Consider the following 25,739-nt stretch of genomic DNA (forward strand, 5'->3'; position numbering starts at 1 on the left):
AACATCAAAGGCTTCCGTACACATGAAAGTGGAGTCCAGGCAGGATTGTGACTAACAATGCTGAACGCCGGCGCGAATACACCATGCCAAGGATGATTTACTGATCGGATCTCAAAAGAGCGGGGATAACAGCGATTTTTTGGCCGCGTAAGATTGCCTGATTTGGCAAAAAATGTGAAGCGTTTCAATAAAATCCTGAAGAATTATTTGCTCCCGGTAAACATTCCACCGTAAAACAATACGCAAATGGATTTTATTTCCTATCAATCGTAAAAGCCTGTTTAAAAAACACAATTGCTTGCAGTATTTTCAATAAGTATTCGATCACCACAATTGTAGCTGTCACCGTTTTCAACACATCAACCTGGATTGGCCGTGTGACGCTCTCGCAGGGTCACAAACTCTTCCGCCAGGGTTGGATGAATACCAATGGTGTGATCGAAATCCTGTTTGGTCGCGCCTGCGGTGAGTGCTACAGCCAAGCCTTGCATTATTTCTGCCGCATCAGGCCCCAACATATGGCAACCAATCACCTTGTCAGTATGGCGATCTACCAGGAGTTTGATAAACGTACGTTCATCTGTATCGGATAGTGAAAAAGCCATGGGTTTAAAGTGTGATTGATAAACATCAACAGCGGCATAGGTTTCCCGTGCGTCGGTTTCACTCAACCCGACACTGGCGACCGGTGGTTGCGAAAAGACCGCTGTGGGAATGCCGTGGTAATTAAGTGGTTGTTGCGGCTTATCAAAAAGGTGGCGTGCGAGAAGCATGCCTTCGGCAAGCGCAATCGGCGTCAACGCCAGATGTCCGACCACATCCCCCACCGCATAGATGGAGGGCTCTACTGTTTGATAATGTTTGTCCACAGCGATGGTGCCATTTTTATTCGGTTGGATGGCGGTGTTTTCCAACCCGAGATCCGCGATATTGGGGCGGCGGCCGGTCGCAAACATGATTTTATTAACGCACCATTCACGACCATCTTTTGCATGGGCAGTAAAGCGATTTTCGTCTACTTTTTCGATGCGGGTAATATCCGTATTGAAATGCAGGTTAACACCTTTTTTTGTCAATTCCTCACCAAGCAAATGGCGGATATCCTGATCAAAACCTTTTAACAACGCATCGCCGCGATGACATAAATGCGTTTCTACACCTAAACCGTTAAAGATACCTGCGAATTCCACGCCGATATAACCACCGCCCACAAGCAGAATTTTCTCTGGCAATTGATCAAGAAAAAAAGCCTCGTTTGAGGTAATAACATGTTCACTGCCGGGAAATTCCGGCACGACAGGATATCCGCCGGTAGCAATCAGGATGCGCTCTGTGGTGTAAACCTGTTCGCCCACTTGTACACAATGCGGATTCACAATACGCGCGCGTCCCTCTAATAACGTTACCCCCGCGCCGGTTAGCAAACGGTGATAAACCTGGTTCAGGCGAGTAATCTCAGTATTTTTATTTTCACGCAAGGTCGCCCAATCAAAATGCGCCTGCCTGATGTTCCAACCAAACCCGGACGCCAAGTGCAGGGTGTCGCGATAATGTGCGCTATACACGAGTAATTTTTTTGGCACACAACCCACATTGACACACGTTCCCCCCAAATAACTTTCTTCCGCAATCGCCACCCTCGCTCCGAGTTGCGCGGCCGTGCGACTGGCACGCACACCACCTGAACCTGCACCAATGACAAACAAATCAAATGTATAGGCTGACATAGTCTTCTCCTTCACGACTCTTTCTCACAACACATCTCAGGCACATCAATAATGCCAAGGCTATGGATATCAGGTAATGGAAATTTAGACAGGCATCGCAGGCAAAGTGCCTGCGGAGGGGCAAAAACAGCGAGGGAGGGATTAAACGTTTACATCAATTCTCGGACGTTTGCGGCGGTCACCGCCGACCCGGGTTTCCACCAGCGTATCACGTTGTTCACGACGCCGATCATGGGCTTTGCGACGATCCACCGTCGGCGCCACACGCACCGTGCTGTCCACCGGTTTATTGACCGGCATATCCTGTTCCGCCGAATAGCCTTTTACCGCCTTAGTTTTGGCAGTCAAGCTCAGTGTATTGATAGGACCCAGATAAACCATGACATCACCTTCAGGATTGTCTGTATTGGTAATCAGGCTATCGGCCTTAACGCCGCCAACTTAATGGCGTTATTTAGATCTTGTGATGCTTATCTCATTCCAAACGACGGGATTTTCCCCGACCTGGTTATAAGCTGCCAATGCCGCTTTTCTTTGGAAAGGTCGGCATGGCGGATGGTTCAATCAGAATCAACAGGGTTTTGCGCGGGGGAAAACCATTGCAGGGAGGCGTGCAGTTTGACCACTTCACCAATGATCAATAAGGTGGGACCGTGCACATTATTGTCAGCCACCGTCTGGGCCATAGTGGCCAGATCGGCGATCAGCACCCGCTGATCCCGTGTTGTTCCTTTTTCTACCAAGGCCACGGGTGTGTCCGGTGCACGACCATGAGCAATCAATGCCGCACAGATTTCTGCCAGTCCCACAAGGCCCATATAAAACACCAGGGTCTGACCGGGCTCGGCCAATTCCGGCCATTGCAAATTGGTGCTGTCATCTTGCAGATGACCGGTAACAAACCGCACAGATTGCGCATAATCGCGATGGGTTAAGGGAATACCGGCATAGGCAGCACAACCGGACGCGGCAGTAATACCCGGCACCACCTGAAAGGGAATATGGTGTTGAGCCAGTAATTCAATTTCTTCACCGCCGCGCCCAAAGATAAAAGGATCACCCCCTTTCAGACGCAACACACGCTTACCTTGCAGCGCCAGATCAACTAAAAGTTGATTGATATTTTCCTGCTCCATGGCGTGTTCACTGCGACGCTTACCGACGTAAATTCGCTCGGCGTCACGGCGCACCAATTCCATCACGCCGTCCGAAACCAAACGGTCGTAAAGCACCACATCTGCTTGCTGCATTAAACGCAATGCCCGCAGTGTTAACAATTCCGGGTCACCCGGACCGCCGCCAACCAAATAAACTTCACCCCGGGTCAGGCTGTCATCCTCTTGATGAATAGCATCAGACAATAGCGTGTCTGCCTGAGCATCCTGTCCGTTAAAAACTAATTCAGCTGCCGGGCCTTGCAATATTTTTTCCCAAAAACGACGGCGTTGATCCGTGTCAGCAAAACGATGCTTTATTCGCTCGCGCCAGCGACTCGCAAATTGTGCGAGTTTGCCGTAACTGGAGGGAATCAGGGTTTCCAGTTTGGCGCGAATCAGGCGCGCCAGTACCGGTGATTCGCCACCGCTGGAAATCGCAATCACCAGAGGTGAGCGATCAATAATGGCCGGGGTGATGTAGGTACACAAGGCGGGGCTATCGACAACATTGACGGGAATGTATTTTGCCTTGGCATCCTGGGAGATGACCTGATTGAGTGAATCGATATCTGTCGCCGCGATGGCAAGAACGCAATCATCAACATCGCTTCCGTGATATTCGCGCAAGTGCATCTCACCCTGACATTGCTGTACTAACTCGCGCAACTCGGTCGATATCTGAGGTGCGACTACACGCAATATCGCACCTGCTTTTACCAGGAGCCGCCCTTTGCGGGTGGCAACATCGCCGCCGCCTACGAGGAGGCAGCGGCGTTTTTTCAGATCAAGAAAGACAGGAAAGTAATCCATATCACGGGCGCAATACGTCTGCCCCACCCATATAAGCGCGCAGCACGTCTGGCACTACCACGCTGCCGTCTGCCTGCTGATAATTTTCCAGTACTGCTAACAATGTGCGACCGATAGCCAGGCCGGAACCATTTAACGTGTGCAGGAACTCTGGCTTACCTGTCTCCGGGTGACGATAGCGGGCCTTCATGCGACGCGCCTGGAAATCGCGGAAGTTGCTGCATGAAGAAATTTCACGGTATTTATTCTGCGAGGGCACCCACACTTCAATGTCGTATGTTTTCGCCGCAGAAAAACCGATATCGCCACCGCACAGAATAACGGTGCGATGGGGCAAACCTAATTTCTGCAAGATGGTTTCCGCGTGTCCAACCAAAGACTCCAGAGCCGCGTCAGATTCTTCAGGGCGAACGAATTGCACCAGTTCCACTTTTTCAAATTGATGCTGGCGAATCATGCCGCGTGTGTCGCGTCCGTAACTGCCAGCTTCGCTGCGGAAACAGGGTGAATGGCAAACCAGTCTTAGCGGCAACTGCGCTGCACTTTCCAACAGCTCATCGCGCAGGATATTAGTAACCGGAACTTCTGCGGTCGGAATCAGATAAAAACCGCGTTCGTCAGTCAGCTTGAACAGGTCTTCTTCAAATTTGGGCAACTGCCCGGTACCGAAAAGTGAATCGGCATTGACAATAAACGGCACATTAACTTCTTCATAACCGTGTTCATTGATATGCGTGTCCAACATGAACTGAGCCAAGGCGCGATGCAAACGCGCGATACCACCACGCAAAACGGCAAAACGTGAACCGGTAATTTTGCTGGCTGTGTCAAAATCCAGACCGCCGAGTTTTTCACCCAGGTCAACATGATCGAGTACCGGAAAATCAAACGCCCGCGGTGTTCCCCAACGACGAAGCTCCACATTATCTTCGTCACTTTTACCTTCCGGTACTTCGTCAGCCGGCATATTGGGTACGCCGCGCAGGAATTCCTCCAGCGAATCCTGCACCTTAACCAGCTCCGCTTCGGCGCTCGTCAGCTCCTGCTTCAATTGCTCAACAGCTTGCATCAAGGGTGCGATATCTTCACCAGCGGCCTTGGCCTTACCGATATTTTTGGAGCGGGTATTGCGTTCCTGCTGCAACATTTCTGTTTTGGTCTGGATGGCTTTGCGCTCTTCCTCCAGCGCTTTAATACGCTCGATGTCGAGGACATAGCCACGCTTGGCAAGCGCGGCGGCAACGGCTTCAGGATTGGTGCGAATTAATTTTGAATCTAACATGGCTGCTAATTACGTAAAGGTTGATAGGAATTTACACGGTTACAGTAAACGCTGCGTCAATAACACCGAGGCAGTGACCGCCATCAGGCAACCAATCACGGTAGCCAACACATAGGTCACTGCGGTCATTGGCAGGCCGTTTTCCCACAGCGCCAAAGCATCCAGGGAAAACGTGGAAAAGGTGGTGAATGCGCCGAGAAAACCCGTCATGGTCAATAAACGCCACTCGGGTGACGCTGCAAGCTTTTCATCAAGCACCACGTAACACACGCCGATTAAAAAGGAGCCGGAGATATTGACACAGAGAGTGCCCAAAGGAAAACGGTGGCCGGTGAGCGGCGCAAGATAACTCACGACGCCGTAGCGCGCCATAGCACCCAATGCTCCCCCCACTGCGACAGCTAACCATTGCATGAAACTGTTTCCGTTAGACAAGTGTTTATTTTTTATAACGCTGCGTCGGGCTTTTGGCATCCAGCGCGCGGAAGTGGGCGAGTTTTTCCTGGATCTTCAACTCCAGGCCGCGATCCACCGGTTGATAGTAACGGCGATCCGCAATCGCTTCCGGTAAATAATTTTCACCCGCCGCATAGGCTCCCGGTTCGTCGTGGGCGTAGCGGTATTCAGCACCGTAATCCATGGATTTCATCAGCTTGGTCGGCGCGTTGCGCAGATGCACGGGCACATCGTAAGCAGGTAACTGTTGCACATCCGCCTTCGCCAATTTGAACGCATTATACACAGCATTACTTTTAGGCGCTGCCGCAAGATAAACCACAGCCTGTGCAATAGCCAACTCCCCTTCCGGGCTGCCTAAACGTTCCTGGGTATCCCAGGCACTTAACGCCAGGGGTAATGCACGCGGATCCGCATTGCCGATATCTTCGGTCGCCATGCGCACCACCCGCCGGGCGATATACAGCGGGTCGCATCCACCATCCAACATGCGCGCCAACCAATAAAGTGCACCATCCGGCGACGAGCCGCGCACCGCTTTATGTAAAGCAGAAATCTGTCCGTAAAATAAATCGCCACCTTTATCAAAACGCCGTACGTCACTCGCCAGCACTTCCGCCAACACATCGCGATTGATGGTTTTTACACCCTGTTGATCATCGGCAAGGTCTGCCGCTATCTCAAGCAAATTAAGTGCTTTACGTGCATCACCATCCGCCGCCAATGCGAGGGTATTCAGGGTTTCATCATCGATGTGGATGTGTTGGTTGCCTAACCCGCGTTCACTATCCTGCAATGCTTGCTGCAGCACGTGACGCAATTGTTCTTGCCCAAGGCCGCGCAACACATACACGCGGCAGCGGGACAAGAGCGCATTGTTTAATTCAAAGGATGGATTTTCAGTAGTCGCGCCAATAAAGATCAGGGTTCCGTCTTCAACATAAGGCAAGAAAGCGTCCTGCTGGGATTTATTAAAGCGATGAACTTCATCAACAAACAGGATGGTCTTGCGCCCGCTACCGGCACGCTCCTGCTCCGCGATAGCGACAGCAGCCCGGATTTCCTTGACGCCGGCCAGTACCGCCGACAAGGTTTCAAAGCGGGCATGAGCCTGCTCGGCAAATAATTTAGCGAGAGAAGTTTTACCTACACCCGGTGGCCCCCAGAGAATCATCGAATGCAACTGACCGCGTACAACAGCTTCACGCAAAGGCTTACCCGGACCGAGCAAATGTTCCTGGCCGATATAATCATCAAGATTGCGCGGCCGCATACGTGCAGCAAGCGGTTGGTATACCGGAGGTGCGCCAAACAGATCGCGGCTCATTAATTTCTCAGTATTTCCACGCCCGGTGGAGGAGTGAATTCAAACAGTGATGAATCTATCGATTGATTGCGTTTGACTTGACTTAAGGTGAATTGCGACAGCTGACCCAGACTGTCCTGAATATGGAATTCCTTCAGTTCATTACCCGCAAAGACCAGAATCAGCTGTTGAAATAATCCATCGGTAACCTTGGGTACCAAGGTATAGCGATGCGTATTTTTATCGCCCGCTTTATAGGTAACGGTAAAATTCTTGCGTAATTTATCGACGTCTTCGCTCAACAGCAGCGCGGGAGTTTGTTGCAGATCATCTGTAAAAGGACGTTCGTTCACAGTTTCCAGATCCGGATCGTAGAGCCAGATGGTTTTGTTGTTTGACACCAATAATTGCGGAAACGGTGCTTCCGTCTTCCAATAGAATTTCCCTGGGCGCTGCAAAGCAAAACTGCCCTGGCTTTCTTCCAGTTTCTCACCTTTTTCATCGAACAGGCTTTGGCTGAATTTGCCTTCCAAAGTAGTCATCGCATCCAGATGCTTGCGCAATTGCGCTGCACTTTGATCCTGTTCCGCAAACGCTGCAGCACCGACAAGTACGCTGCATAACAACAATATTCTGATTAACATAGTCATTCCAGGAAGTAATTAACGATTGCCGCCGGGCACCAGGACTTCGCGGTTACCATTATGTCCCGCAGAAGATACGACACCGGCCGCTTCCATTGTTTCAATCAAGCGCGCGGCACGGTTGTAGCCGATACGCAATTTACGCTGCACGGAGGAAATGGAGGCTTTGCGCGATTCGATAACAAAAGCAACCGCCTCATCGTACAGCGCATCACCCTCGCCGTTCTCACCGCCATCTTCGTCGCCACCGCTGATACCAGGGACAGGAATGCTGTTATTACTGTCATCGGTAATGCCATCAATATAATTTGGCTGACCGCGTTTTTTCCAATCCCCCACCACTTTGTGCACTTCGTGGTCGTCCACAAAAGCGCCGTGCACCCGCATGGGAATGCTGGTTCCGGGGGGGAGATAAAGCATATCGCCATGGCCCAGCAATTGTTCCGCACCGCCTTGATCAAGAATGGTGCGCGAGTCTATCTTGGACGAGACCTGAAAAGCCATACGCGTCGGAACGTTAGCCTTGATAAGACCAGTGATGATATCTACCGAAGGCCGTTGGGTCGCCAGGATTAAATGAATGCCGGCGGCCCTCGCTTTCTGCGCAATACGCGCGATCAGTTGCTCGACTTTTTTCTTGTCGACAATCATCATCATATCGGCGAATTCATCGATCACGACAACGATCATCGGCAAGGTTTCCAGATTAGGAGCTGTTGCTTCCGCCTCTCCCGCTTCAAAGTTTTCTTCCGGCTTAAACAGAGGATCAGCAATCGGTGTACCGGCTTTATTTGCATCATCAATTTTGCGATTAAAACCCGCCAGATTGCGTACGCCTAACGCTGCCATTAACTTGTAGCGCCGCTCCATCTCACCCACACACCAACGCAAGCCGTTAGCCGCGTCTTTCATATCGGTGATGACCGGCGTCAACAAATGCGGAATGCCTTCATACACAGACAACTCCAGCATCTTTGGGTCGACCAGAATCAACCTGACTTCTTTGGGGGTCGATTTATAGAGCAAGCTCAACAACATCACGTTGACCCCGACCGACTTACCGGAACCCGTGGTACCTGCAACCAATAAATGCGGCATCCGCGCCAGATCGGCAATGACCGGCTCGCCGGAAATATCGTGCCCCAATGCCATCGTGAGTGGGGAACGGGCGTTTTCGTAAGCCTCTGATGCAATGACTTCACTCAAGCGCACTATCTCTCGGTGCTCGTTAGGAATCTCAATACCCATGACAGATTTGCCGGGAATCACTTCGACTACCCGCACACTGACCACCGCCAATGATCGGGCCAGATCCTTTGCCAATCCGGAAATACGACTGGCTTTGATACCCGGCGCAGGCTGGATTTCGAAACGCGTCACGACCGGGCCGGGTTGCACCGAAACAACTTCGATATCGATACCGAAATCTTTAAGTTTCAACTCCAGCAGTTTGGACATGGCTTCCAGAGATTCTTTTGAGAAGCCTTTATCACTGCGTTTATCCGCAGGGTCGAGCAGATTGAGCGCCGGTAATTCACCCACCACGCTCGTATCCAATGTTTCAAACAAAGATGCCTGCTTTTCTTTCTGGATGCGGGGGCTTGGTGTCGGCTTTTTGGGTGGTTCGGTGATGACCGGCGGAATGCGCTTGGCCTCTACCTTGGCATGCTGCGCGACCACTTCACGTCGGTGTTGTTGCGCTTCACTTGCCAGTTTTTTCTCGTGGCGCTGCCGCTGGAAATGCAGCCATTTTTCCTGCATCTTACTGATCAGCAACAAGGTGATACGGCCGATTTCATCCATCAGCGCCAACCATGACAGATCGGTAAAGATAGTCATGCCAAACAAAAATACCGCAATCAACAATAACGTGCCGCCGGTGTAGCTGAAGGCGCCGTCCACTGCTACCGATACAGAAGCGCCCAATAGCCCGCCATGTGAATAAGGAAGATCCGATATTTCGCTGCCGTAATTCATAGCAGCCAGACCGGTACCGGCAACCATTACCAGGATAAAACCCACCAAACGCAGGCCGATCAAGATCCAATCTGGCGTAGTTTGATGGGCTCGATCCCGGAACACGATCCAGGCACGGTAGGCCAGCATGAGTGGAAACAAATAGGCCAGATAACCAAATAGGGAAAAGAACACGTCAGCAATCCAGGCGCCGAATGGGCCGCCGGCATTCTGTATGCGGGCATTGGCACCTGTACGCGACCAGCCCGGATCACCCGGGTCATAGGTGAACATCGCCAACAGCAGAAACAGACAAATGGCCACAAAACCGATCAAGGCACCTTCTTTCACAATCCGCAGGAAAACCCCGGATTCAGGTGCCGCAGGAGCAGTTTTACGACTGGAAGTATTTGATTTCAAAAGCACATTCCCGAGTAATGGACAATAATTCGCGCCCTATTGTAATAATTAACGAGGTTTTTACCACCATATAAAGAGAAGCATCCAACATTCATACAATATAAAAGATAACTGTTAGCCTGACAGCTCTCTATAGCCATTGCCAATACCTTGTATTGAACCAGACAATTTTGCTCCCCCCGTGGTATTCACTTATCATGGCCACCAAATTCATACCCTATCTATCGTTTATTTATCACGCTTTAAGGATAACTATCATGAGTGACGTACAGCACCATCAACTGATTATTCTTGGTTCAGGCCCTGCCGGATATACGGCGGCCATTTATGCCGCTCGTGCCAACCTGAAGCCGGTTGTTATTACGGGGATGCAGCAAGGCGGTCAGCTGACCACCACCACCGAGGTGGAAAACTGGCCCGGTGGCCCGCACGATCTACAGGGCCCAGACCTGATGGTCCAGATGCAAGAGCACGCCGAACGTTTTGATACACAGATCATCTTTGATCACATCCATGAGACTGTGTTGACAGAGCGCCCGTTCAAACTACTCGGCACCAACACCTACACCTGTGATGCGCTGATCATTGCTACTGGTGCTTCAGCCCAGTACCTGGGACTCCCATCAGAAGAAGCTTTTATGGGCAAAGGTGTAAGCGCCTGTGCGACCTGTGATGGATTCTTTTATCGCGGCCAAAAAGTTGCCGTGGTCGGGGGCGGCAATACCGCTGTGGAAGAAGCCTTGTATTTGTCTAACATTGCCAGCGAAGTAACCCTGATTCACCGCCGGGATAAGTTAAAGTCGGAGAAAATCCTGCAGGATAAGCTGATGGCCAAAGCCGCCAACGGGAATGTACGCATTATCTGGAACCATACATTGGAAGAAGTTCTCGGTGAAGACAGTGGCGTTACGGGCCTGCGCCTGAAGAGCACGCAAGATGGTAGCACTCAGGAGATTGATGTTGCCGGTGTATTTATCGCAATTGGTCACAAGCCCAATACTGACATCTTTGCCGGCCAGCTCGACATGAAAGATGGCTACATCAAAGTGAACAGCGGTTTGCACGGTAATGCCACGGCTACCAACATCCCTGGCGTATTCGCCGCAGGCGATGTTGCAGATCATGTCTACCGCCAGGCTATTACGTCTGCGGGGGCAGGCTGTATGGCCGCTCTGGACGCAGAGAAGTATCTGGACAACCTCTAATACCCCTCCCTCCAGGGTCGCTTTCAAAGGCGACCCTGATCTTCCTCTTTTTTTATTTCTCTCCACCGTGCGCTTTCGCACGCAGGGCCTCTCGGTTCCGCTGCCTGGTCGTGTTTTCTAATAGACTGATTTCTATTGCATTTTACTCTGAGACGAGGGCAATTACGTCGGCATAGATCCCGATATCCGCGCCATCTTGTAGTCAATTTCCTACAAAAAATAGCGATTTTCTCGACTATCTGCGACACCCTCTTTTCTGGAGAATAGCTTTTAACAAGGAAGTACACATTGATGTACCCAGGCCAAGAAAGGTCAAAGGAAGCGCCCCACTCTATCTAAGGAAATACGAAGGAATGCGTGCCGCATAAGGATATAGACCACGGAAGATCAAGGCACAAGAGTGGAACAGCAGGGTTAATCAGCAGGACGCTGAGCTTTAAAAACCGGATCATCTGGTGATTTAGAGTAAAACCCGGAGAGGAGCTGGAAAGCTATGGGGCTAACCGCAAGGTTAGCCCCACTCTTTTTTGCGCAGACTATTTTAAAATAGAAAAGTAGGTTTTAAACCAACCCCAACCTACTGCTAAAAATTTTCCTGCATATATTGCCGGGCTAAACGGGCTGAGTCACCACTACCGGCGGCCACATCTTCAAGCAACTTCCTCGCCCGATCATTTTCTCCCAGTAAATGATATACCTTACCTAATTTGAATTTCGCATCAGGTACCTTGCGATCATTGGGAAATTTTTCGAGTAATTGGGAGAACCAATCGCGCGAATCAGGCAATTCGTTCTTCAACAGGTAGATTTCTCCCAACCAATAATAACTGTTACCGGCATAGGCACCATTGGGGAAACGAGTGAGATGATCTTTAAAGGCCGCAATGGCAGCATCAATCTGACGCTGCTTCAACAGATTATAAGCAGCAGCATAGACCTCGGCTTCACCGAGCGCACTATTGGAATTCGGAGGAGAAACACCGCCACCTGCGTTTTCAACGGGTGACGGCGGTAAAAGAGGGGCATCAACAGAAGCCGGGTTTCCACTGCGACCAGATAACGCTGTCAGGCGCTTGTCCAGATCCATGTAGTTATCCATTTGCTGCTGTTTCAAACGAGAGATCTCGTGAGCCTGTTCCTCTACCAAACCTCGTAGCAGAGAAACTTCTTCCTTGAGTGATTGGAGTTCAAAATATGCATTCGTTTGAGCATTTACCGATTCAATCGGTTGAGCCACCCCAGAAGGTGTTCTCTGGGGTGAGGACTCGACAACCCGCACTTGCGCCTGGGATGCAGGGACTGCGATGAACAGAACAGCCGCTAACAGGAATCTCAACATACGGGTTGCTGACTCTTGATTAATACTTCAGTTCTACACGACGGTTTTGAGCATAAGAAGACTCGTCGCTACCGGTAGCCAGCGGACGCTCTTCACCATAGCTTACAACTTCCAAAGAAGAAGCGCTTACACCTTGCAGTACCAGGAAGTCACGCACGGCGTTTGCACGACGCTCACCCAGAGCAATGTTGTACTCGCGAGAACCGCGCTCGTCAGCGTGACCTTCCAGACGGGTAGCAGCGCCAGAAGATTTCAGACGGTCAGCATGAGCCAACAACAGTGCACGGGTTTCAGGCTTGAGAGTAGCTTGGTCGAAGTCGAAGTACACGATGGTTTCCAGCGGTGCTTGCTCTTCAACGCGGTCGTTAATATTTTCGTTCACTACAGGAGCGGTAGTGGTGGTTTGGTCATCCTGAGTGCTGCTGCTGGAGCAACCAACCAGGAAAGACATAATAACAGCGAAGGTTAAACCTTGTTTTAGTGATTTAGTGATCATGTGTGTGTAACTCCAATCAAGTGGTGAACTAGCAGTACTGAGGTTTAATTAAAAAATGGCGACCATGCGGGTTCCCGCACATCACCTTGTTTTGATGGTAGACGAACTCTGGTTCTGGCATCCAAGGAAACCGCCGCCAGTATACCCTTACCACCAAAGCGAGTCGCATACATCAGCATAGCGCCGTTCGGAGCTATAGTAGGCGACTCGTCTAAATCTGCCTCTGTCAAAATGCGTAAATTTCCGGTCTTCAGGTCTTGTGCAGCGAGGTGATATATACCACCGCGTTGATGAACCATAACCAAGCTTTTACCATCAGGAGAGACGCGACCACGAGTGTTTTGCTCGCCGTCAAAGGTTACACGCTCCACCTGCAAAGTTGCAACATTTACTTGGTATATTTGTGGCTTTCCTCCGCGGTTGGAGGTGAAAATAATGCCAGTACCGTCTGTTGTCCATGCAGGCTCTGTATCAATTCCAAAATGATTTGTCATGCGCGACAGTTGTCGAGTAATTATATTTAATGTGTAAATTTCCGGATTGCCATCCTTCGACAAAACCAATGCCAGGCGCTGCCCATCCGGCGACCAGGCAGGTGCACCATTTAGTCCTTTAAAATTTGTCAGTTGCTCTCTTTTGCCCGTCGCAATTTCCTGAATATAAACCGCAGGCCGATCCGACTCGAAAGAAACATATGCAACTCGACGCCCATCCGGAGACCACATCGGCGACATGATTGGCTCACGGGATTCAAGCAATAACCGTGAACGCGCCCCGTCAACATCCGACAACATCAAACGATATTTATCTGTCGTACCCCTTTGCTGAAAAGCTTCCACGTAAATCAGCTTGGTGGAAAATATGCCACGAATACCGGTAATAGTTTCATAAACCTTGTCACTGATGTGGTGCGCCAGGTCACGCAATTGAGCTTCCGTACCGTCAACGGATAATTTAGGCAGCACTTTGCGCTGCCCCAATACATCAAACAACTGGTAGCTGGCGTAGTAACGACCAGCGCGTTGCTCAATAGAACCTACTAATAAATATTCTGCCTTGAGCACGCTCCAATCCCGGTAATGTACTTCTGCTTCGTTACGTGGGAAAGACAACATATCGGTGCGCGGGATTGCGGCAAACTGTCCGGTGAATTCCAGGTCTTTACTGATGATCTCACTGATATCTTCAGACAACGCTAACCCTTGCGTGGCCATAGGGACCACCGCAATGCGGGTCGGATTATCCGCTCCACGGGAAATCTGTATTGTTAACTGGGCTTGTGCCATGCCTGAGATCATAAGCACAAAAAACAGCAAATAACGTTTCACTGACGTAAATCCTCTGGCTGGAATAATAATCGGAATACTCGAAAGTTACGCTCAAATAAATCTGAGGGCATACCCATGATTTCGGTAAAGCGATCAACACGCTTCACTGCCTGTTCTGCAGAGCGATCAAATGCGACATCGCCACTGCTTTTGATCACCCGTACATTGACCACCTGGCCGGTGGGGACCATGTTGATTTCCAGAATCGCTTGCATGCCATTTCGGGCAGAGGGAGGACGGCTCCAGTTCTGGATAATCCGCTCCTGTATGAGCGCTTCGTAACTCTGGACATTGGCATCGTCACTACGTTCACTGAGGAACTGCTCCTCCTTTTGTAAGGCTGCGTCGAGCCGCTCCATGGCTTCACGTTGTTGTTGCTCACGCTTTTTGCGTTCAGCTTCCGCCTGACGTTTCTTTTCTTCCTCTTCCTTTTTACGTTGCTGTTCAGCTTTGGCCTTGGCCTCTGCCTGTTTGGCTTGCTCGGCTTTTACTTTTTGCAGGCGCGCCTCTTCAGCCTTGGCTTTGGCTTCCTGATCTTTTTTCTGCTGGATTCGTTTTGCTTCAGCCTGCTGGCGCTCCTGCTCATCCTGGCGTTTACGTTCCTGTTCCTGTTTTTTTTGCGCCTCAAGCACCTGAGGTTTCGGCTGCTGGGGAGCAGCGACGGCTTTGGGGGTCATGTCGACCAAGGTGGCTTTCACGTAATGGGGTTTGTATACCGTTTCTTCCGGTTTACTTTGTATCCAGTTACCGGCAACAAAGATCAATAACGCTGTATGCAACGTTACACTGAGCAATACCGGTACTGTAAAGAATTTGTCGAGCTTCATAAATACCTAACGGGGAGGCTCAGTGACCAAACCGACTGAAGGTGCCCCGGCACTTTGCAATTCACTCATCAAGGATACGACCACGCCATAATCAACACTGTGATCACCTTGCACCAGAATAAGGGTCTTGGGACTCTGACGCAGTACCTTGCTCACCATGTCTTTGATTTCCGCCAAAGGACGCGCCTGCTCTGCATCGCCCCCCAGAGTGATGTAGTAGCTTCCATCTTTTTTAACAGACACCGTTACCGGCTCTTCATCTTTGTTATCTATTGGCTCTGACGCTGCCTGGGGCAAGTCAACCTGCACACCCTGCGTCAACATCGGTGCGGCAACCATAAACACGATCAAAAGCACTAACATCACGTCGATGTAGGGCACCACGTTGATCTCAGCCATCGGCTTCTTTTTAACTTTCGGACCAAATCCGGACATATCATTTAACCCTGGATATTTGGATTAACTCAGGAGGAAACCTGTTTGCTGTGTACCTGACGATGCAGAATTGCAGAAAACTCTTCTGCGAAGGTCTGGTAATTGCCCATCAAAGCTTCTGCGCGTGTTGAGTAGCGGTTGTAAGCCAACACGGCCGGAATCGCGGCAAACAAACCGATGGCGGTAGCAACCAGGGCTTCCGAAATACCGGGCGCAACGGTGGCCAGGGTTGTCTGGTGCACATTTGCCAGGCCGCGAAATGAATTCATGATTCCCCACACAGTACCGAACAAGCCGATATAGGGGCTGACCGAAGCTACGCTGGCCAGAAAGGGTAAGCCAGCCTCCAGCTTTTCCTCTTCACGCGCAAGTGCTACGCGCATGGCTCGCTGTGACCCCTCCATCACTGCATCAGGATCGGCGCCGGTTTGCTGACGCAAACGGGTAAATTCTTTAAAGCCTGCCCGAAAAATATTTTCGACACCATCGGTGTCGTTGCGGCCATTGCTCTGGCGAAATAATTGATTGAGGTCGATACCGGACCAGAATTGCTTTTCAAATGCAAGGAAGGCGTTGTGGGCTTTGCGCTGGTACATGCCGCGCTGAAAAATCATCACCCAGGAAACCATGGAGGCAAGGAAGAGGATCAACATCACCAGTTGCACAACAAAACTGGCTTCGGCAATTAAACTCCAGATCGATAAGGTATTTTCAGCTTCTGACATAACACTCTGTAGCTCTTAGTTGGTAATGATATGCGACTTGATGCATTCAAACATGGTGGCGGGGATCGGATTGGGTTTCATAGTTTCGCTACTGACACAAGCGATGCGGATTAGACCCTCACACAATAATTCGTTCCCGCGCAAAATGTTCTGTTGAAACTCCACGTAAGTACGCGCAATTTTGACCACGTCGGTCGTTACCTCCAGTTGGTCATCCAGGCGCGCCGGGCGACGGTATGTGACTTGTGCAGTGTGAACGACAAGCAAAAGACGCCCGTCCAAAATGGCGGGCTTATCATACCCTAGGCTACGCAAAAATTCTGTACGGGAGCGCTCCATGAACTTTAAATAGTTGACGTAGTAAACAATACCACCCGCATCTGTATCTTCTATATATACACGGATAGGTAAGCTGAAAGCAGTCATCAATGAAATTCCGTGATCGTAAATGGTCGCGCCGATTATTCCGTATCATCTTGCAAGCGTTTGGGCATGGCCATGCCGAAATGCAAATAGGCATTTGCCGTCAGGACACGACCGCGCGGTGTACGCGCCATAAAGCCTTGCTGGATCAAATAAGGTTCGATCACGTCTTCTATTGTGCCGCGATCTTCACTGATGGCCGCCGAGAGACTTTCAACCCCTACCGGCCCGCCGTCAAAGTTATTCATCATTGCCAGCAGTAAGCGGCGATCCATATGATCAAACCCACGTTCATCAACGTTCAACATATTGAGTGCACCGTCGGCCATTTCGGCGGTAATGGTCCCGTTACCTTTCATCTCGGCAAAATCACGCACCCGGCGCAGCAAGCGATTGGCAATACGCGGCGTACCCCGTGAGCGTTTGGCAATCTCAGCCGCCCCTTGAGGCTCCATACTTACCCCTAACAAAGCGGCAGAGCGTGCGACAATGTGAGTGAGATCTGCCACGTTATAAAACTCCAGGCGCTGCACAATACCGAACCGATCACGCAGGGGAGAAGTGAGCAAACCGGCGCGAGTGGTCGCACCGACCAAGGTGAATTGGGGAAGGTCCAATTTAATGGAACGCGCGGCTGGCCCTTCGCCGATCATAATATCCAGCTGAAAATCTTCCATGGCGGGATACAGAATTTCTTCCACCACGGGACTCAACCGATGAATCTCGTCGATAAACAACACATCGCCGGGCTCAAGATTGGTCATCAACGCCGCAAGGTCTCCGGCTTTTTCCAGCACAGGTCCGGAGGTACTTTTTAACGAAACCCCCATTTCATTGGCGATGATATTAGCCAGCGTGGTTTTACCGAGGCCGGGCGGACCAAAAACCAGTGTGTGATCCAGGGCTTCACTGCGTTTTTTTGCTGCACCGATAAAGATCTCCATCTGTTCGCGCACCACCGGCTGACCGACATAGTCCGCCAGGCTGCGAGGACGCACCGCGCGATCCAGCTGATCTTCGCGATCCCTGGCAGTGGGAGCAATCAGACGATCTGTTTCAATCATAAGTCTCTCGTCATCAGGTTCAGGCCGGCGCTATGCTGCGCAAGGCCAAACGAATAAGTTCCTGGCTGCTCGCATCGGCCTGTTGTTTTGCCGCAGCCGCAATCATCTTCGCCGCATCCACGGGTTTGTAGCCCAGCGCAATCAATGCGCTTTCGGCTTCAGCCAGCACATCATTGGTATTCAGATGGGCCAACGGCTGATTATCGGGCAGATGTTCTGCGTGAGGCAGATCCCAGGTTTTCAACCGATCCTGCAATTCAATAACCAAACGTTCAGCAGTTTTCTTGCCGATGCCTGGCAATTTAGTCAAGGCTGTCACATTGTGCTCGCGCACGCAGCGCGCAATATCATCCGCTTCCATACCGGATAAAATCGCAATCGCTAGTTTGGGACCGACACCGTTCACCTTGATCAGCGTTCGAAACAATGCGCGATCCCGCTGATCGATAAACGCAAATAATTGATGCAGGTTTTCCGTAATGGACAGATGCGTGTGCAACACCGCCTCCGCACCCACTGCCGGCAAACGATAAAACGTCGTCATCGGGGCCTGCAATTCATAGCCGACACCATTCACGTCCAGCAATAAATATGGCGGCTGTTTTTCTACGACTGTACCGCGTAAACGTCCTATCATAAAACCTGCTCTATGTTGTTCCGTATACCGTTGTTCATGGACCGTTTAAACCACCCTGCCCCGGCGGAAACTGCTGGAGCCAGCCAGTTTAATCAAATGTTGTTGCGTATTGGCGTGACACAGCGCTACTGCCAGCGCATCCGCCGCATCCTCCTGGGGCTCCGCCGGTAACTGCAACAAGGTCTTCACCATATGCTGCACCTGGGTTTTATCCGCCGCGCCATGCCCCACCACCGATTGCTTGACCTTGCGCGCTTCATATTCAGAGACCGGTAACGCTAAGGCTACCGCCGCCACAATCGCCGCGCCGCGCGCTTGCCCCAATTTGAGTGCCGAGCTGGCATTCTTGGCCATAAACACCTGCTCAATCGCCATTTCCTGAGGGCAGTATTGCTGAATGATCTGGGTAACTGAGTCGAAGATGATCTTGAGGCGCTCGGGAAGTTCAAGTTCCGGCACGCGAATCACGCCGCTGGTGACATACTCCGTCTTCCGCCCCACAGCATTGATAATGCCGAAGCCGGTTTTGCGGGAGCCAGGGTCGATACCCAAGATCAGAGCCATAAGGATGAATGCGCATAATAAAAGGTGGAGGAAGTGTCACATGGAGTGGCGCCTGTCGCAAGCGCAAGAGCGGCGGCAAGCTGGCTAACGCCAGTTGCCACAGGGGAGGGTCGTGTTATGAGTTCAATTGCTCCATCACATCGTCGGGGATATCCGCGTTGGTATACACGTTCTGGACGTCGTCCAGGTCTTCCAGCATGTCGATCAATCCGAGGATTTTTTCCGCACCTTCTTTATCCAGCGGAACCGTCACCGAGGGGATCATCGCGATATCCGCATTGGCTGGTTTAAAACCGGCAGCCAGGAGTGAATCTTTTACATTGAGATAATCTTCAAAGGACGTCATGACGTCATAGGAACCATCATCATTGGTAGTCACATCATCAGCACCGGCTTCTAATGCAGCTTCCATTAATTTGTCTTCGTCGATACCCGGCTCGAAGCTGATCTGGCCTTTACGACTGAATAAATAGGCGACCGAACCGTCAGTGCCTAAATTTCCGCCGCGCTTGGTGAATGCGTGGCGCACTTCACCCACCGTGCGGTTGCGGTTGTCAGTCATGCATTCCACGATAAAGGCAACGCCGCCCACACCGTAGCCTTCATAGGTGATTTCTTCGTAATTATCGCCGTCTGCCGTACCAGCACCGCGCGCGATGGCTTTGTCGATCGTATCGCGCTTCATGTTTTCGCTGAGCGCCTTATCGACCGCAGCACGCAGGCGCGGGTTATCCGCCGGGTTGGGGCCACCTTTGGCCGCAACGGTCAGCTCACGAATGACTTTGGTGAAGATCTTGCCTTTTTTGGCATCCTGACGGGCTTTACGGTGTTTGATATTCGCCCATTTGCTGTGGCCAGCCATGGTTTTCCTCCAAACTTTCTTATTGTGGCGGATTATGCCTGGGGCTAATCCAACCAACCTCTTCTACACAATATCGAGGAATTGGGTTGAGGGGTGCGAGACCATCAACGGCACGGATGCCGTTGATGAGCCCCCATGGATGGGTTTACGGCGTGTCTCGCACCCCTCAATCCAATTCCCCACTCCGATATTATTCAGAAACCGGAGCTGCCTGCTCTTTCTTTCTCAAGCGAATATGCAACTCACGCAGTTGTAACTCATCCACCGCACCCGGCGCATCGGTCATGACACAGGCGGCGCTCTGGGTTTTGGGGAAGGCGATGACGTCGCGGATTGAGCTGGAACCGGTCATCAGCATGATCAAACGGTCGAGACCGAAGGCCAGGCCACCGTGAGGCGGAGCGCCGTACTTCAGGGCATCCAGCAGGAAGCCGAATTTCTCGCGCTGTTCTTCCTCATTAATACCTAGCAGGTTGAATACCGCCTGCTGCATGGGTTGGGTGTGAATACGAACGGAGCCGCCGCCCAACTCTGTGCCATTAAGGACCAGGTCGTAGGCTTGTGAGAGTGCCGTGCCGGGATTGGCGGCCAGCTCTTCCGGAGAGCAAGAGGGCGCGGTGAACGGGTGGTGCAGTGCGCTCCAGTTACCTTTGTCGTCTTCCTCGAACATCGGGAAATCCACTACCCATAAGGGCGCCCATTCGCAGGTATACAGGTTCAGGTCCGCACCCAGTTTACAGCGCAGTGCGCCCAAGGCCTCGGTGACGATCTTGTGTTTGTCAGCGCCGAAGAAAATCAGGTCGCCATTTTCGGCTCCCACGCGCTCCAGAATGGCGGCGCGCACCGGCACCGGCAGGTTCTTCACGATGGGTGATTGCAAGCCCTCTTCCAGGTCAGACTTGTCGTTGACCTTGATATAGGCCAGGCCTTTCGCGCCATAGATGCCGACGAACCTGGTGTAGTCGTCGATTTGCTTGCGCGTCAGTTTGTCGTTGCCGCCGGGCACTTTCAGTGCCGTAACCCGGGCTTTCGGGTCATTGGCCGGGCCGGCGAAAACCTTGAACTCGACATCGGTGACCAGGTCCTTGATATCCACCATCTCCAACGGAATACGCATGTCCGGCTTGTCCGAGCCGTATTTCGCGATAGCCTCAGAGAACGGCATACGTTGCAACTCGGCAAACTCCACCCCCATCAAATCGCGGAACAGCTCGCGCACCATGCCTTCAGTCACAGACATAATCTGCTCTTGCGACATGAAGGAAGTCTCGATATCGATCTGGGTAAATTCAGGCTGACGATCAGCGCGCAGGTCTTCATCACGGAAGCACTTGGCGATTTGGTAGTAACGGTCAAAACCGGCCACCATCAACAATTGTTTGAACAGCTGGGGCGACTGGGGCAAGGCGAAGAATTTGCCATCGTGGGTGCGTGACGGCACCAGATAATCGCGTGCACCTTCCGGTGTGGCGCGGGTCAGGATCGGCGTTTCCACATCGATAAAGCCGTTGGTGTCCAGGTAACGGCGAATAGCGCTGGTAACCTGAGAGCGGAAGCGCAGGTTCTTCTGCATTTCCGTACGACGCAAATCCAGGAAGCGGTACTTCAGGCGTACGTCTTCACCGACATTGGCGTAGCTGTCCAGCGGAAACGGTATCGTTTCCGCTTCGTTGAGAATCTTGAGGCCAGTACCGTAGACCTCGATTTCACCGGTCGACATATTGGGATTGACGGTTGCAGCAGTGCGGACGCGCACCTTACCGGTAACCTGCAATACATATTCGCTGCGCACTTTATCGGCGAGCGCAAAATTCTCTTTGCCGTCAGGATCGAATACCACCTGCACAATACCGTCACGGTCACGCAGGTCGATAAAAATAACGCCGCCGTGGTCGCGACGACGATCAACCCATCCGCAGAGGGTTACTTCCTGATCAATAAAAGAGGCATTTAGAGCGCCACAGTATTCACTGCGCATAGCATTTTCCTGTTGTCTTGAAAGTCACTGATAAGGTTGCGGCCATCAGGCCGCTCACGCGCTGGCCGGCGTAGAACTGGCGGCGGGCGCAGCGGCCGGTTTGGCGTCGCCGGCACTGCCTGAGCTACTGCTCTCACCGGCCAGATTTTTCTTGTTGCCGGATTTAAAGTCGGTTTCATACCAGCCGCCGCCCTTCAAACGAAAGCCGGCTGCTGAAATCTTCTTTTTCAAGGTCGGTTGCGCACAAGCCGGGCAGTCCACTAATGGAGCCTCGCTCAGCTTTTGAATCGCCTCCAATTCATGGTTACAGGATTGACACAGATATTCGTAAATAGGCATGACAATCACCTCATGAAGTAATACAGGTTTAACGATTTCCAACCGGCAATGGGTGCCGAAACATAAAAACGCGCGATTGTAACGTAAAAGCCCGCAGGCGAGAACCGTGATGCCAGGGGTTTTCACGCACCAGATGGAGGCATCAGGATTTATTGCAAGTTCTAGTCAGGCACACGGGTGTAATGCATGCGTGCCTGAATGCGGCGGGAATGAGTGACGAGGTAATCGGGATAGCGTTGCTCAAAGCGGCGCGGATTGGGCAACATAACGGCGATTCTGACCGCCTGGGCTTTGTTGAGGTTGGCGGCAGCGGTTCCGAAATAGTGACGCGCGGCGGCCTCTGCACCGTATACCCCATCACCCCATTCCACCACGTTCAGATATACCTCAAGAATACGGCGCTTATCCCATAACATCTCCATCATGCCGGCGATCACCGCTTCCTGAATTTTGCGTAAGTAACTTCGGCGAGGGGATAAAAACAGGTTCTTGGCCAATTGCTGCGTAATGGTGGAACCGCCAGCCGAGAGGCGACCGCGCCGCTGGTTTTTCTCCAGCGCCACCTTAATACCTTCCCAATCAAAGCCGTGGTGGTCGACAAATTTATCGTCTTCTGTAGCCACCACCGCCCGCTTGAGGTGAATCGAGATTCGCTCGTAGGGAACCCATTGGTGACGCAACTCGGCGGCGGGATTTTTCTCGCGTAACTCGTCGAGCCGTAGCGCCATGAAACTGGTTTCCACCGGGTTATACCATTTCCACCACAACAGATTGGCAAATACCCACAACTGATAAGCCAATAACAATAACAGGCAAACCAGCAGCGCACGCTTGATATAGCGACCGGTCACTCGCGCCACAGACAGGGGGCTGGCCACAAGAATCTCCTAGCGAACGATTTTCAGCCAACACTCATGAAATCGATTAAACAGCGGGGCATAGTCAGCAACAGACACAGGCCCCACCGCCAGCCACTCAAATATCAATTCGTCGAATGCTGTGCGCGTATCGGCAGGTTTCTGGCCAAAATTCTGTTCGAGCTGTTTGACCTGGTATTCCATCCGCAACGCCTGATCCCCTGCTGGCGTGGTTGAACCAGAGAGAATTTCGGCGCGAATGCACAGCAACCGTAAAGCCAACAAATTCTGGTTAATATCGGTTTTCGCCAGATCAAGTTCCAGTTTTTGTTGCAAGGCCTTTGCGCCACCTGTTGGCAATTGCTCTGTCTGAATACTGGCCATTGCTTCCGCCTTTGTCCTATCGGCCTGTTCGTTATCAGCAACCTTGAGCAGTGACCATTGACACTCACGCAACTGGTCGTTGGCCGCAAACAAATTTAACCAGACCTGCTGGCGAGCCAGTTGTCGTTCGCGCTTGATTTTCGTCTCAAAGGCTTCAACCGCTTGCGTGAATGCCTGTTTGATCTCGTTGGCTTTCGCTTTAGGGAGCAGGCCCAGCGCGGCAAACTGTTGTTGCAAGGCTTCTACTTCTTTACGGGCATCCATCAACGCCTGACCGCCCAGCTCCATCAACTGTTGTATGCTGCCAATCATTTGTTCGGCCGCTGTGAGATTAGCCTCTAGCTCTTCTTTGAACTCTGCGGTCTGTTGTTGCTTTTTGGCGAAGATCGCATCGCAGGCAGCGCGAAATTCACGCCAGAGTTTTTGATCGAGCGAGCGCGCCATCACCCCGATGTGCTGCCACTGCGCTTGCAACTGCTTGACCTCTTCGATCGCCGCGCGTGTATCTTCCTGCTCCAATAATTGCTGCGCCCGTATAATCAGGTTTTGCTTGAGGGCTGCATTTTTCTTTCGCTCATCATTTAATTTGTTGTCGACACGCTCAAGAACCGCCTCAAATTCTGCCAACACAGGCTGGGTGGCGGCGCGCTCTGTGGGCGAGTAGCTGCGCCATTCCTGACGCGCAAGACGCACGACTTTTTCAACCGCTTTCCAATCAGCGCTTTCCCACGCGTAATTGGCTTCATAGGTTTTCAGTTGCTCAACCAACGCCTTACAACTTTCGAGGTTGCGCTGGCGAATGGCTGCCTGCTCGGCAAAGTAGTCACGACAAGGTTGAAATGCGATCTGGGCAGCGTCGTGAAAGGCTTCCCACAACTCCTGATCCTGCTCCTGATTCTCTTTGTGCAAGCCGCCGCCTTTACTGAGGGATTTCCATTCATCCTGTAAACGTTTGATCTTGATTGACAGCGCTTCCGGATGTTCTTCACTGCCGATAAAGGCCTTCATTTGCGCAATCAGTTCGTGCTTCTTGGGCAGTACGGCGTAGTCTTTCCAATCCTGCAGTTTGTCCAGCATTTCATCGAGTTGTTGCAACTGACTCTGCAAATGCGCAGGGACTGCTTTTGCCTGCGCCAACTTGTCCTCAATGGCGCGGCGCAAGCCGGCTGCTTGCTGTAATTTTCCCGTTGTGCTGGCGTCTTTCGCTTTACGGATCAGGCCGCCGATCTGACGTTGCAGATGGCTCTGCTCCGCTTTTTTCTCCTGTCTTTGTTTGTCCCATTGTTCCAGTGCATGTTGCGCTTCAAGGATAGGTTGCGGCAGTGCATCGCCGGCAAATAGCTTTTTATTATCCAGACGTTGCTTGAGGTGGCGGTAAACGGGTGGATGATCATCACCGCTGTGATCGGTGTTAACCAGGATCGCAACATGGTTTGCAATGCTGCCGTAGCGTGCCAGATGTTGCTGTAGTGCGGGAATCATTTCGTTTAATGTGACAAACGAGTTCTGTTCCCCTGCGGTGGCAGGTTTGTGTGTTGCCGCTTCTTGCCATTGCGCTGTGAGTTGCTGAACCTGCGCTTCATCCACCGGCTCACCCACCGCCAGTTGCCGAACCAGCGCAGCCAGCGCGTGCAGGATTTCCTGGCGTTGTTGATCAGCGCTGGCCAGTTCAATCGCCTTGGCCTCTGCTTCGGCCTCGGCGGCCTCTACCGCATCAATAATTGCCTGGCAGGCCAGGATGGCCTGGTTCGCTTGCTCCCGCTGGGCTTCACTGGCCTGACCGGACAGCGGCTGCCATTGCTGCTGCAATAACTGAAATTTTGCTGTGAAGTGCACATCGAAGCTGCGCTGACTGTGTTGTACGAGTGCTTGTGTGAGGGTGTCGATAGCCGTCTGTGTGGCAGCAATGGCTTTCTCTTCTTCGCGGAATTTATCGCATTTGTCCTTAACGATTTTATAGACCGCCTTGTCTTTGCCCTTGGTCTCTTTTAGCAAAAATTGTAATTGCTCGCGGTCGTCAATTTTTTCTGCTGCAATTTGCCGCAGCTTTACCGTCGCACCCTCGCTGGCCATCTTGTATAACAATGCGCTGTCGTTGATAGCCGACAGGAGTTGCTCAAGGCGTTCTGTCTGACGGGAAAAACTCATTACTGCAAATAGTTTTGATGGATCACTCAGTTGGGTCGACAGTTGATCAAAATCGAGCGCGCCCTTGTCAACCAGCGCCGCAAGACGCTGCCGGGCAATGCGCTGCACCTGATTGCCAGCGGAACCGAACGCGATCTGAGCCAGGGTATTGACGTCATCCAGTCGCTCTATCGCCGCCACACGCAATTGCTCATCCTGTTCGCCTTTTTCCGCCAGCGCAATCGCCATCAGTGCATCGGGCGTCATACTCTCCAGCGCAGTGATTTTATTGGCACGGGTTTCAGGTTGTTGTTTTTTCGCTTTACCAAACAAACGGGACAAGACAGACATAATGATTTCCTGTTATTGACGTAAACCAAGGCAGCTATGC

General features: G+C 51.7%; 24 protein-coding genes. 1 reads left to right on the forward strand and 23 read right to left on the reverse strand.

The window, feature by feature from the left end; genetic code table 11:
• Window positions 1-359: 359 nt before the first annotated feature.
• From gorA to ACSV5M_RS11605, 8 genes are all read right to left on the reverse strand, one after another.
• Complete coding sequence (gorA, locus tag ACSV5M_RS11570) at window positions 360-1,727, reverse strand: glutathione-disulfide reductase (RefSeq protein ID WP_439176355.1); 1,368 nt, start codon at window positions 1,725-1,727, stop codon at window positions 360-362.
• 141 nt (window positions 1,728-1,868) lie between these two features.
• Window positions 1,869-2,108: a hypothetical protein gene (locus ACSV5M_RS11575; protein WP_439176356.1), complete on the reverse strand. Its 240-nt coding sequence runs from the start codon at window positions 2,106-2,108 to the stop codon at window positions 1,869-1,871.
• Window positions 2,109-2,287: 179 nt separating this feature from the next.
• On the reverse strand, window positions 2,288-3,694 hold the full coding sequence (cysG, locus tag ACSV5M_RS11580; RefSeq protein ID WP_439176357.1) for a siroheme synthase CysG: 1,407 nt from the start codon (window positions 3,692-3,694) through the stop codon (window positions 2,288-2,290).
• A 1-nt stretch (window position 3,695) separates the two neighbouring features.
• Window positions 3,696-4,976 (reverse strand): serine--tRNA ligase, encoded by a 1,281-nt coding sequence (gene serS / locus ACSV5M_RS11585; protein ID WP_439176358.1) that lies wholly within the window; start codon window positions 4,974-4,976, stop codon window positions 3,696-3,698.
• Window positions 4,977-5,015: 39 nt separating this feature from the next.
• Window positions 5,016-5,390 (reverse strand): fluoride efflux transporter CrcB, encoded by a 375-nt coding sequence (gene crcB / locus ACSV5M_RS11590; RefSeq protein ID WP_439176359.1) that lies wholly within the window; start codon window positions 5,388-5,390, stop codon window positions 5,016-5,018.
• A 25-nt stretch (window positions 5,391-5,415) separates the two neighbouring features.
• Complete coding sequence (locus ACSV5M_RS11595) at window positions 5,416-6,759, reverse strand: replication-associated recombination protein A (RefSeq protein WP_439176360.1); 1,344 nt, start codon at window positions 6,757-6,759, stop codon at window positions 5,416-5,418.
• Window positions 6,759-7,382, reverse strand: coding sequence for an outer membrane lipoprotein chaperone LolA (gene lolA, locus ACSV5M_RS11600; RefSeq protein ID WP_439176362.1), 624 nt, complete (start codon window positions 7,380-7,382; stop codon window positions 6,759-6,761). Before lolA ends, ACSV5M_RS11595 begins: the two co-directional genes overlap by 1 nt.
• Window positions 7,383-7,400: 18 nt before the next feature.
• Complete coding sequence (locus ACSV5M_RS11605) at window positions 7,401-9,758, reverse strand: DNA translocase FtsK (protein WP_439176364.1); 2,358 nt, start codon at window positions 9,756-9,758, stop codon at window positions 7,401-7,403.
• Between the two features lie 257 nt (window positions 9,759-10,015).
• On the opposite strand from ACSV5M_RS11605, the gene trxB reads away from it, so the two are divergent.
• Window positions 10,016-10,963: a thioredoxin-disulfide reductase gene (trxB, locus tag ACSV5M_RS11610; RefSeq protein WP_439176366.1), complete on the forward strand. Its 948-nt coding sequence runs from the start codon at window positions 10,016-10,018 to the stop codon at window positions 10,961-10,963.
• 583 nt (window positions 10,964-11,546) lie between these two features.
• On the opposite strand, the gene ACSV5M_RS11615 is transcribed toward trxB, so the two are convergent.
• From ACSV5M_RS11615 to ACSV5M_RS11685, 15 genes are all read right to left on the reverse strand, one after another.
• Complete coding sequence (locus tag ACSV5M_RS11615) at window positions 11,547-12,242, reverse strand: YbgF trimerization domain-containing protein (protein ID WP_439176367.1); 696 nt, start codon at window positions 12,240-12,242, stop codon at window positions 11,547-11,549.
• Window positions 12,243-12,321: 79 nt separating this feature from the next.
• Window positions 12,322-12,798, reverse strand: coding sequence for a peptidoglycan-associated lipoprotein Pal (gene pal, locus ACSV5M_RS11620; RefSeq protein ID WP_439176368.1), 477 nt, complete (start codon window positions 12,796-12,798; stop codon window positions 12,322-12,324).
• 44 nt (window positions 12,799-12,842) lie between these two features.
• Window positions 12,843-14,096 carry a Tol-Pal system beta propeller repeat protein TolB gene (gene tolB / locus ACSV5M_RS11625; RefSeq protein ID WP_439176550.1) on the reverse strand — a complete coding sequence of 418 codons (1,254 nt, stop codon included), beginning with the start codon at window positions 14,094-14,096 and terminating at the stop codon, window positions 12,843-12,845.
• Between the two features lie 26 nt (window positions 14,097-14,122).
• Window positions 14,123-14,953 carry a cell envelope integrity protein TolA gene (gene tolA / locus ACSV5M_RS11630; protein WP_439176369.1) on the reverse strand — a complete coding sequence of 277 codons (831 nt, stop codon included), beginning with the start codon at window positions 14,951-14,953 and terminating at the stop codon, window positions 14,123-14,125.
• Between the two features lie 6 nt (window positions 14,954-14,959).
• On the reverse strand, window positions 14,960-15,388 hold the full coding sequence (gene tolR / locus ACSV5M_RS11635; protein ID WP_439176371.1) for a protein TolR: 429 nt from the start codon (window positions 15,386-15,388) through the stop codon (window positions 14,960-14,962).
• 29 nt (window positions 15,389-15,417) lie between these two features.
• Window positions 15,418-16,113, reverse strand: coding sequence for a protein TolQ (tolQ, locus tag ACSV5M_RS11640; protein WP_439176372.1), 696 nt, complete (start codon window positions 16,111-16,113; stop codon window positions 15,418-15,420).
• A 15-nt stretch (window positions 16,114-16,128) separates the two neighbouring features.
• The gene (gene ybgC, locus ACSV5M_RS11645) at window positions 16,129-16,539 is read right to left on the reverse strand and encodes a tol-pal system-associated acyl-CoA thioesterase (RefSeq protein WP_439176374.1); all 411 of its coding nucleotides are present in this window, start codon (window positions 16,537-16,539) and stop codon (window positions 16,129-16,131) included.
• Between the two features lie 35 nt (window positions 16,540-16,574).
• Window positions 16,575-17,600 (reverse strand): Holliday junction branch migration DNA helicase RuvB, encoded by a 1,026-nt coding sequence (gene ruvB / locus ACSV5M_RS11650; protein ID WP_439176376.1) that lies wholly within the window; start codon window positions 17,598-17,600, stop codon window positions 16,575-16,577.
• Between the two features lie 19 nt (window positions 17,601-17,619).
• Window positions 17,620-18,237 carry a Holliday junction branch migration protein RuvA gene (gene ruvA, locus ACSV5M_RS11655; protein ID WP_439176377.1) on the reverse strand — a complete coding sequence of 206 codons (618 nt, stop codon included), beginning with the start codon at window positions 18,235-18,237 and terminating at the stop codon, window positions 17,620-17,622.
• Window positions 18,238-18,282: 45 nt separating this feature from the next.
• Window positions 18,283-18,801 (reverse strand): crossover junction endodeoxyribonuclease RuvC, encoded by a 519-nt coding sequence (gene ruvC / locus ACSV5M_RS11660; RefSeq protein ID WP_439176379.1) that lies wholly within the window; start codon window positions 18,799-18,801, stop codon window positions 18,283-18,285.
• Window positions 18,802-18,916: 115 nt separating this feature from the next.
• Window positions 18,917-19,663: a YebC/PmpR family DNA-binding transcriptional regulator gene (locus ACSV5M_RS11665; protein WP_439176380.1), complete on the reverse strand. Its 747-nt coding sequence runs from the start codon at window positions 19,661-19,663 to the stop codon at window positions 18,917-18,919.
• A gap of 190 nt (window positions 19,664-19,853) precedes the next feature.
• Window positions 19,854-21,641: an aspartate--tRNA ligase gene (aspS, locus tag ACSV5M_RS11670; RefSeq protein ID WP_439176381.1), complete on the reverse strand. Its 1,788-nt coding sequence runs from the start codon at window positions 21,639-21,641 to the stop codon at window positions 19,854-19,856.
• 54 nt (window positions 21,642-21,695) lie between these two features.
• On the reverse strand, window positions 21,696-21,980 hold the full coding sequence (locus ACSV5M_RS11675) for an FmdB family zinc ribbon protein (RefSeq protein WP_439176382.1): 285 nt from the start codon (window positions 21,978-21,980) through the stop codon (window positions 21,696-21,698).
• A 161-nt stretch (window positions 21,981-22,141) separates the two neighbouring features.
• Window positions 22,142-22,858, reverse strand: a complete 717-nt coding sequence (mtgA, locus tag ACSV5M_RS11680; protein WP_439176384.1) for a monofunctional biosynthetic peptidoglycan transglycosylase — start codon at window positions 22,856-22,858, stop codon at window positions 22,142-22,144.
• Window positions 22,859-22,867: 9 nt separating this feature from the next.
• Complete coding sequence (locus ACSV5M_RS11685) at window positions 22,868-25,699, reverse strand: DUF349 domain-containing protein (RefSeq protein WP_439176386.1); 2,832 nt, start codon at window positions 25,697-25,699, stop codon at window positions 22,868-22,870.
• Window positions 25,700-25,739: the final 40 nt, after the last annotated feature.

The sequence above is a fragment of the Cellvibrio sp. ARAG 10.3 genome (genome assembly GCF_051846955.1).
Lineage (GTDB): Bacteria > Pseudomonadota > Gammaproteobacteria > Pseudomonadales > Cellvibrionaceae > Cellvibrio.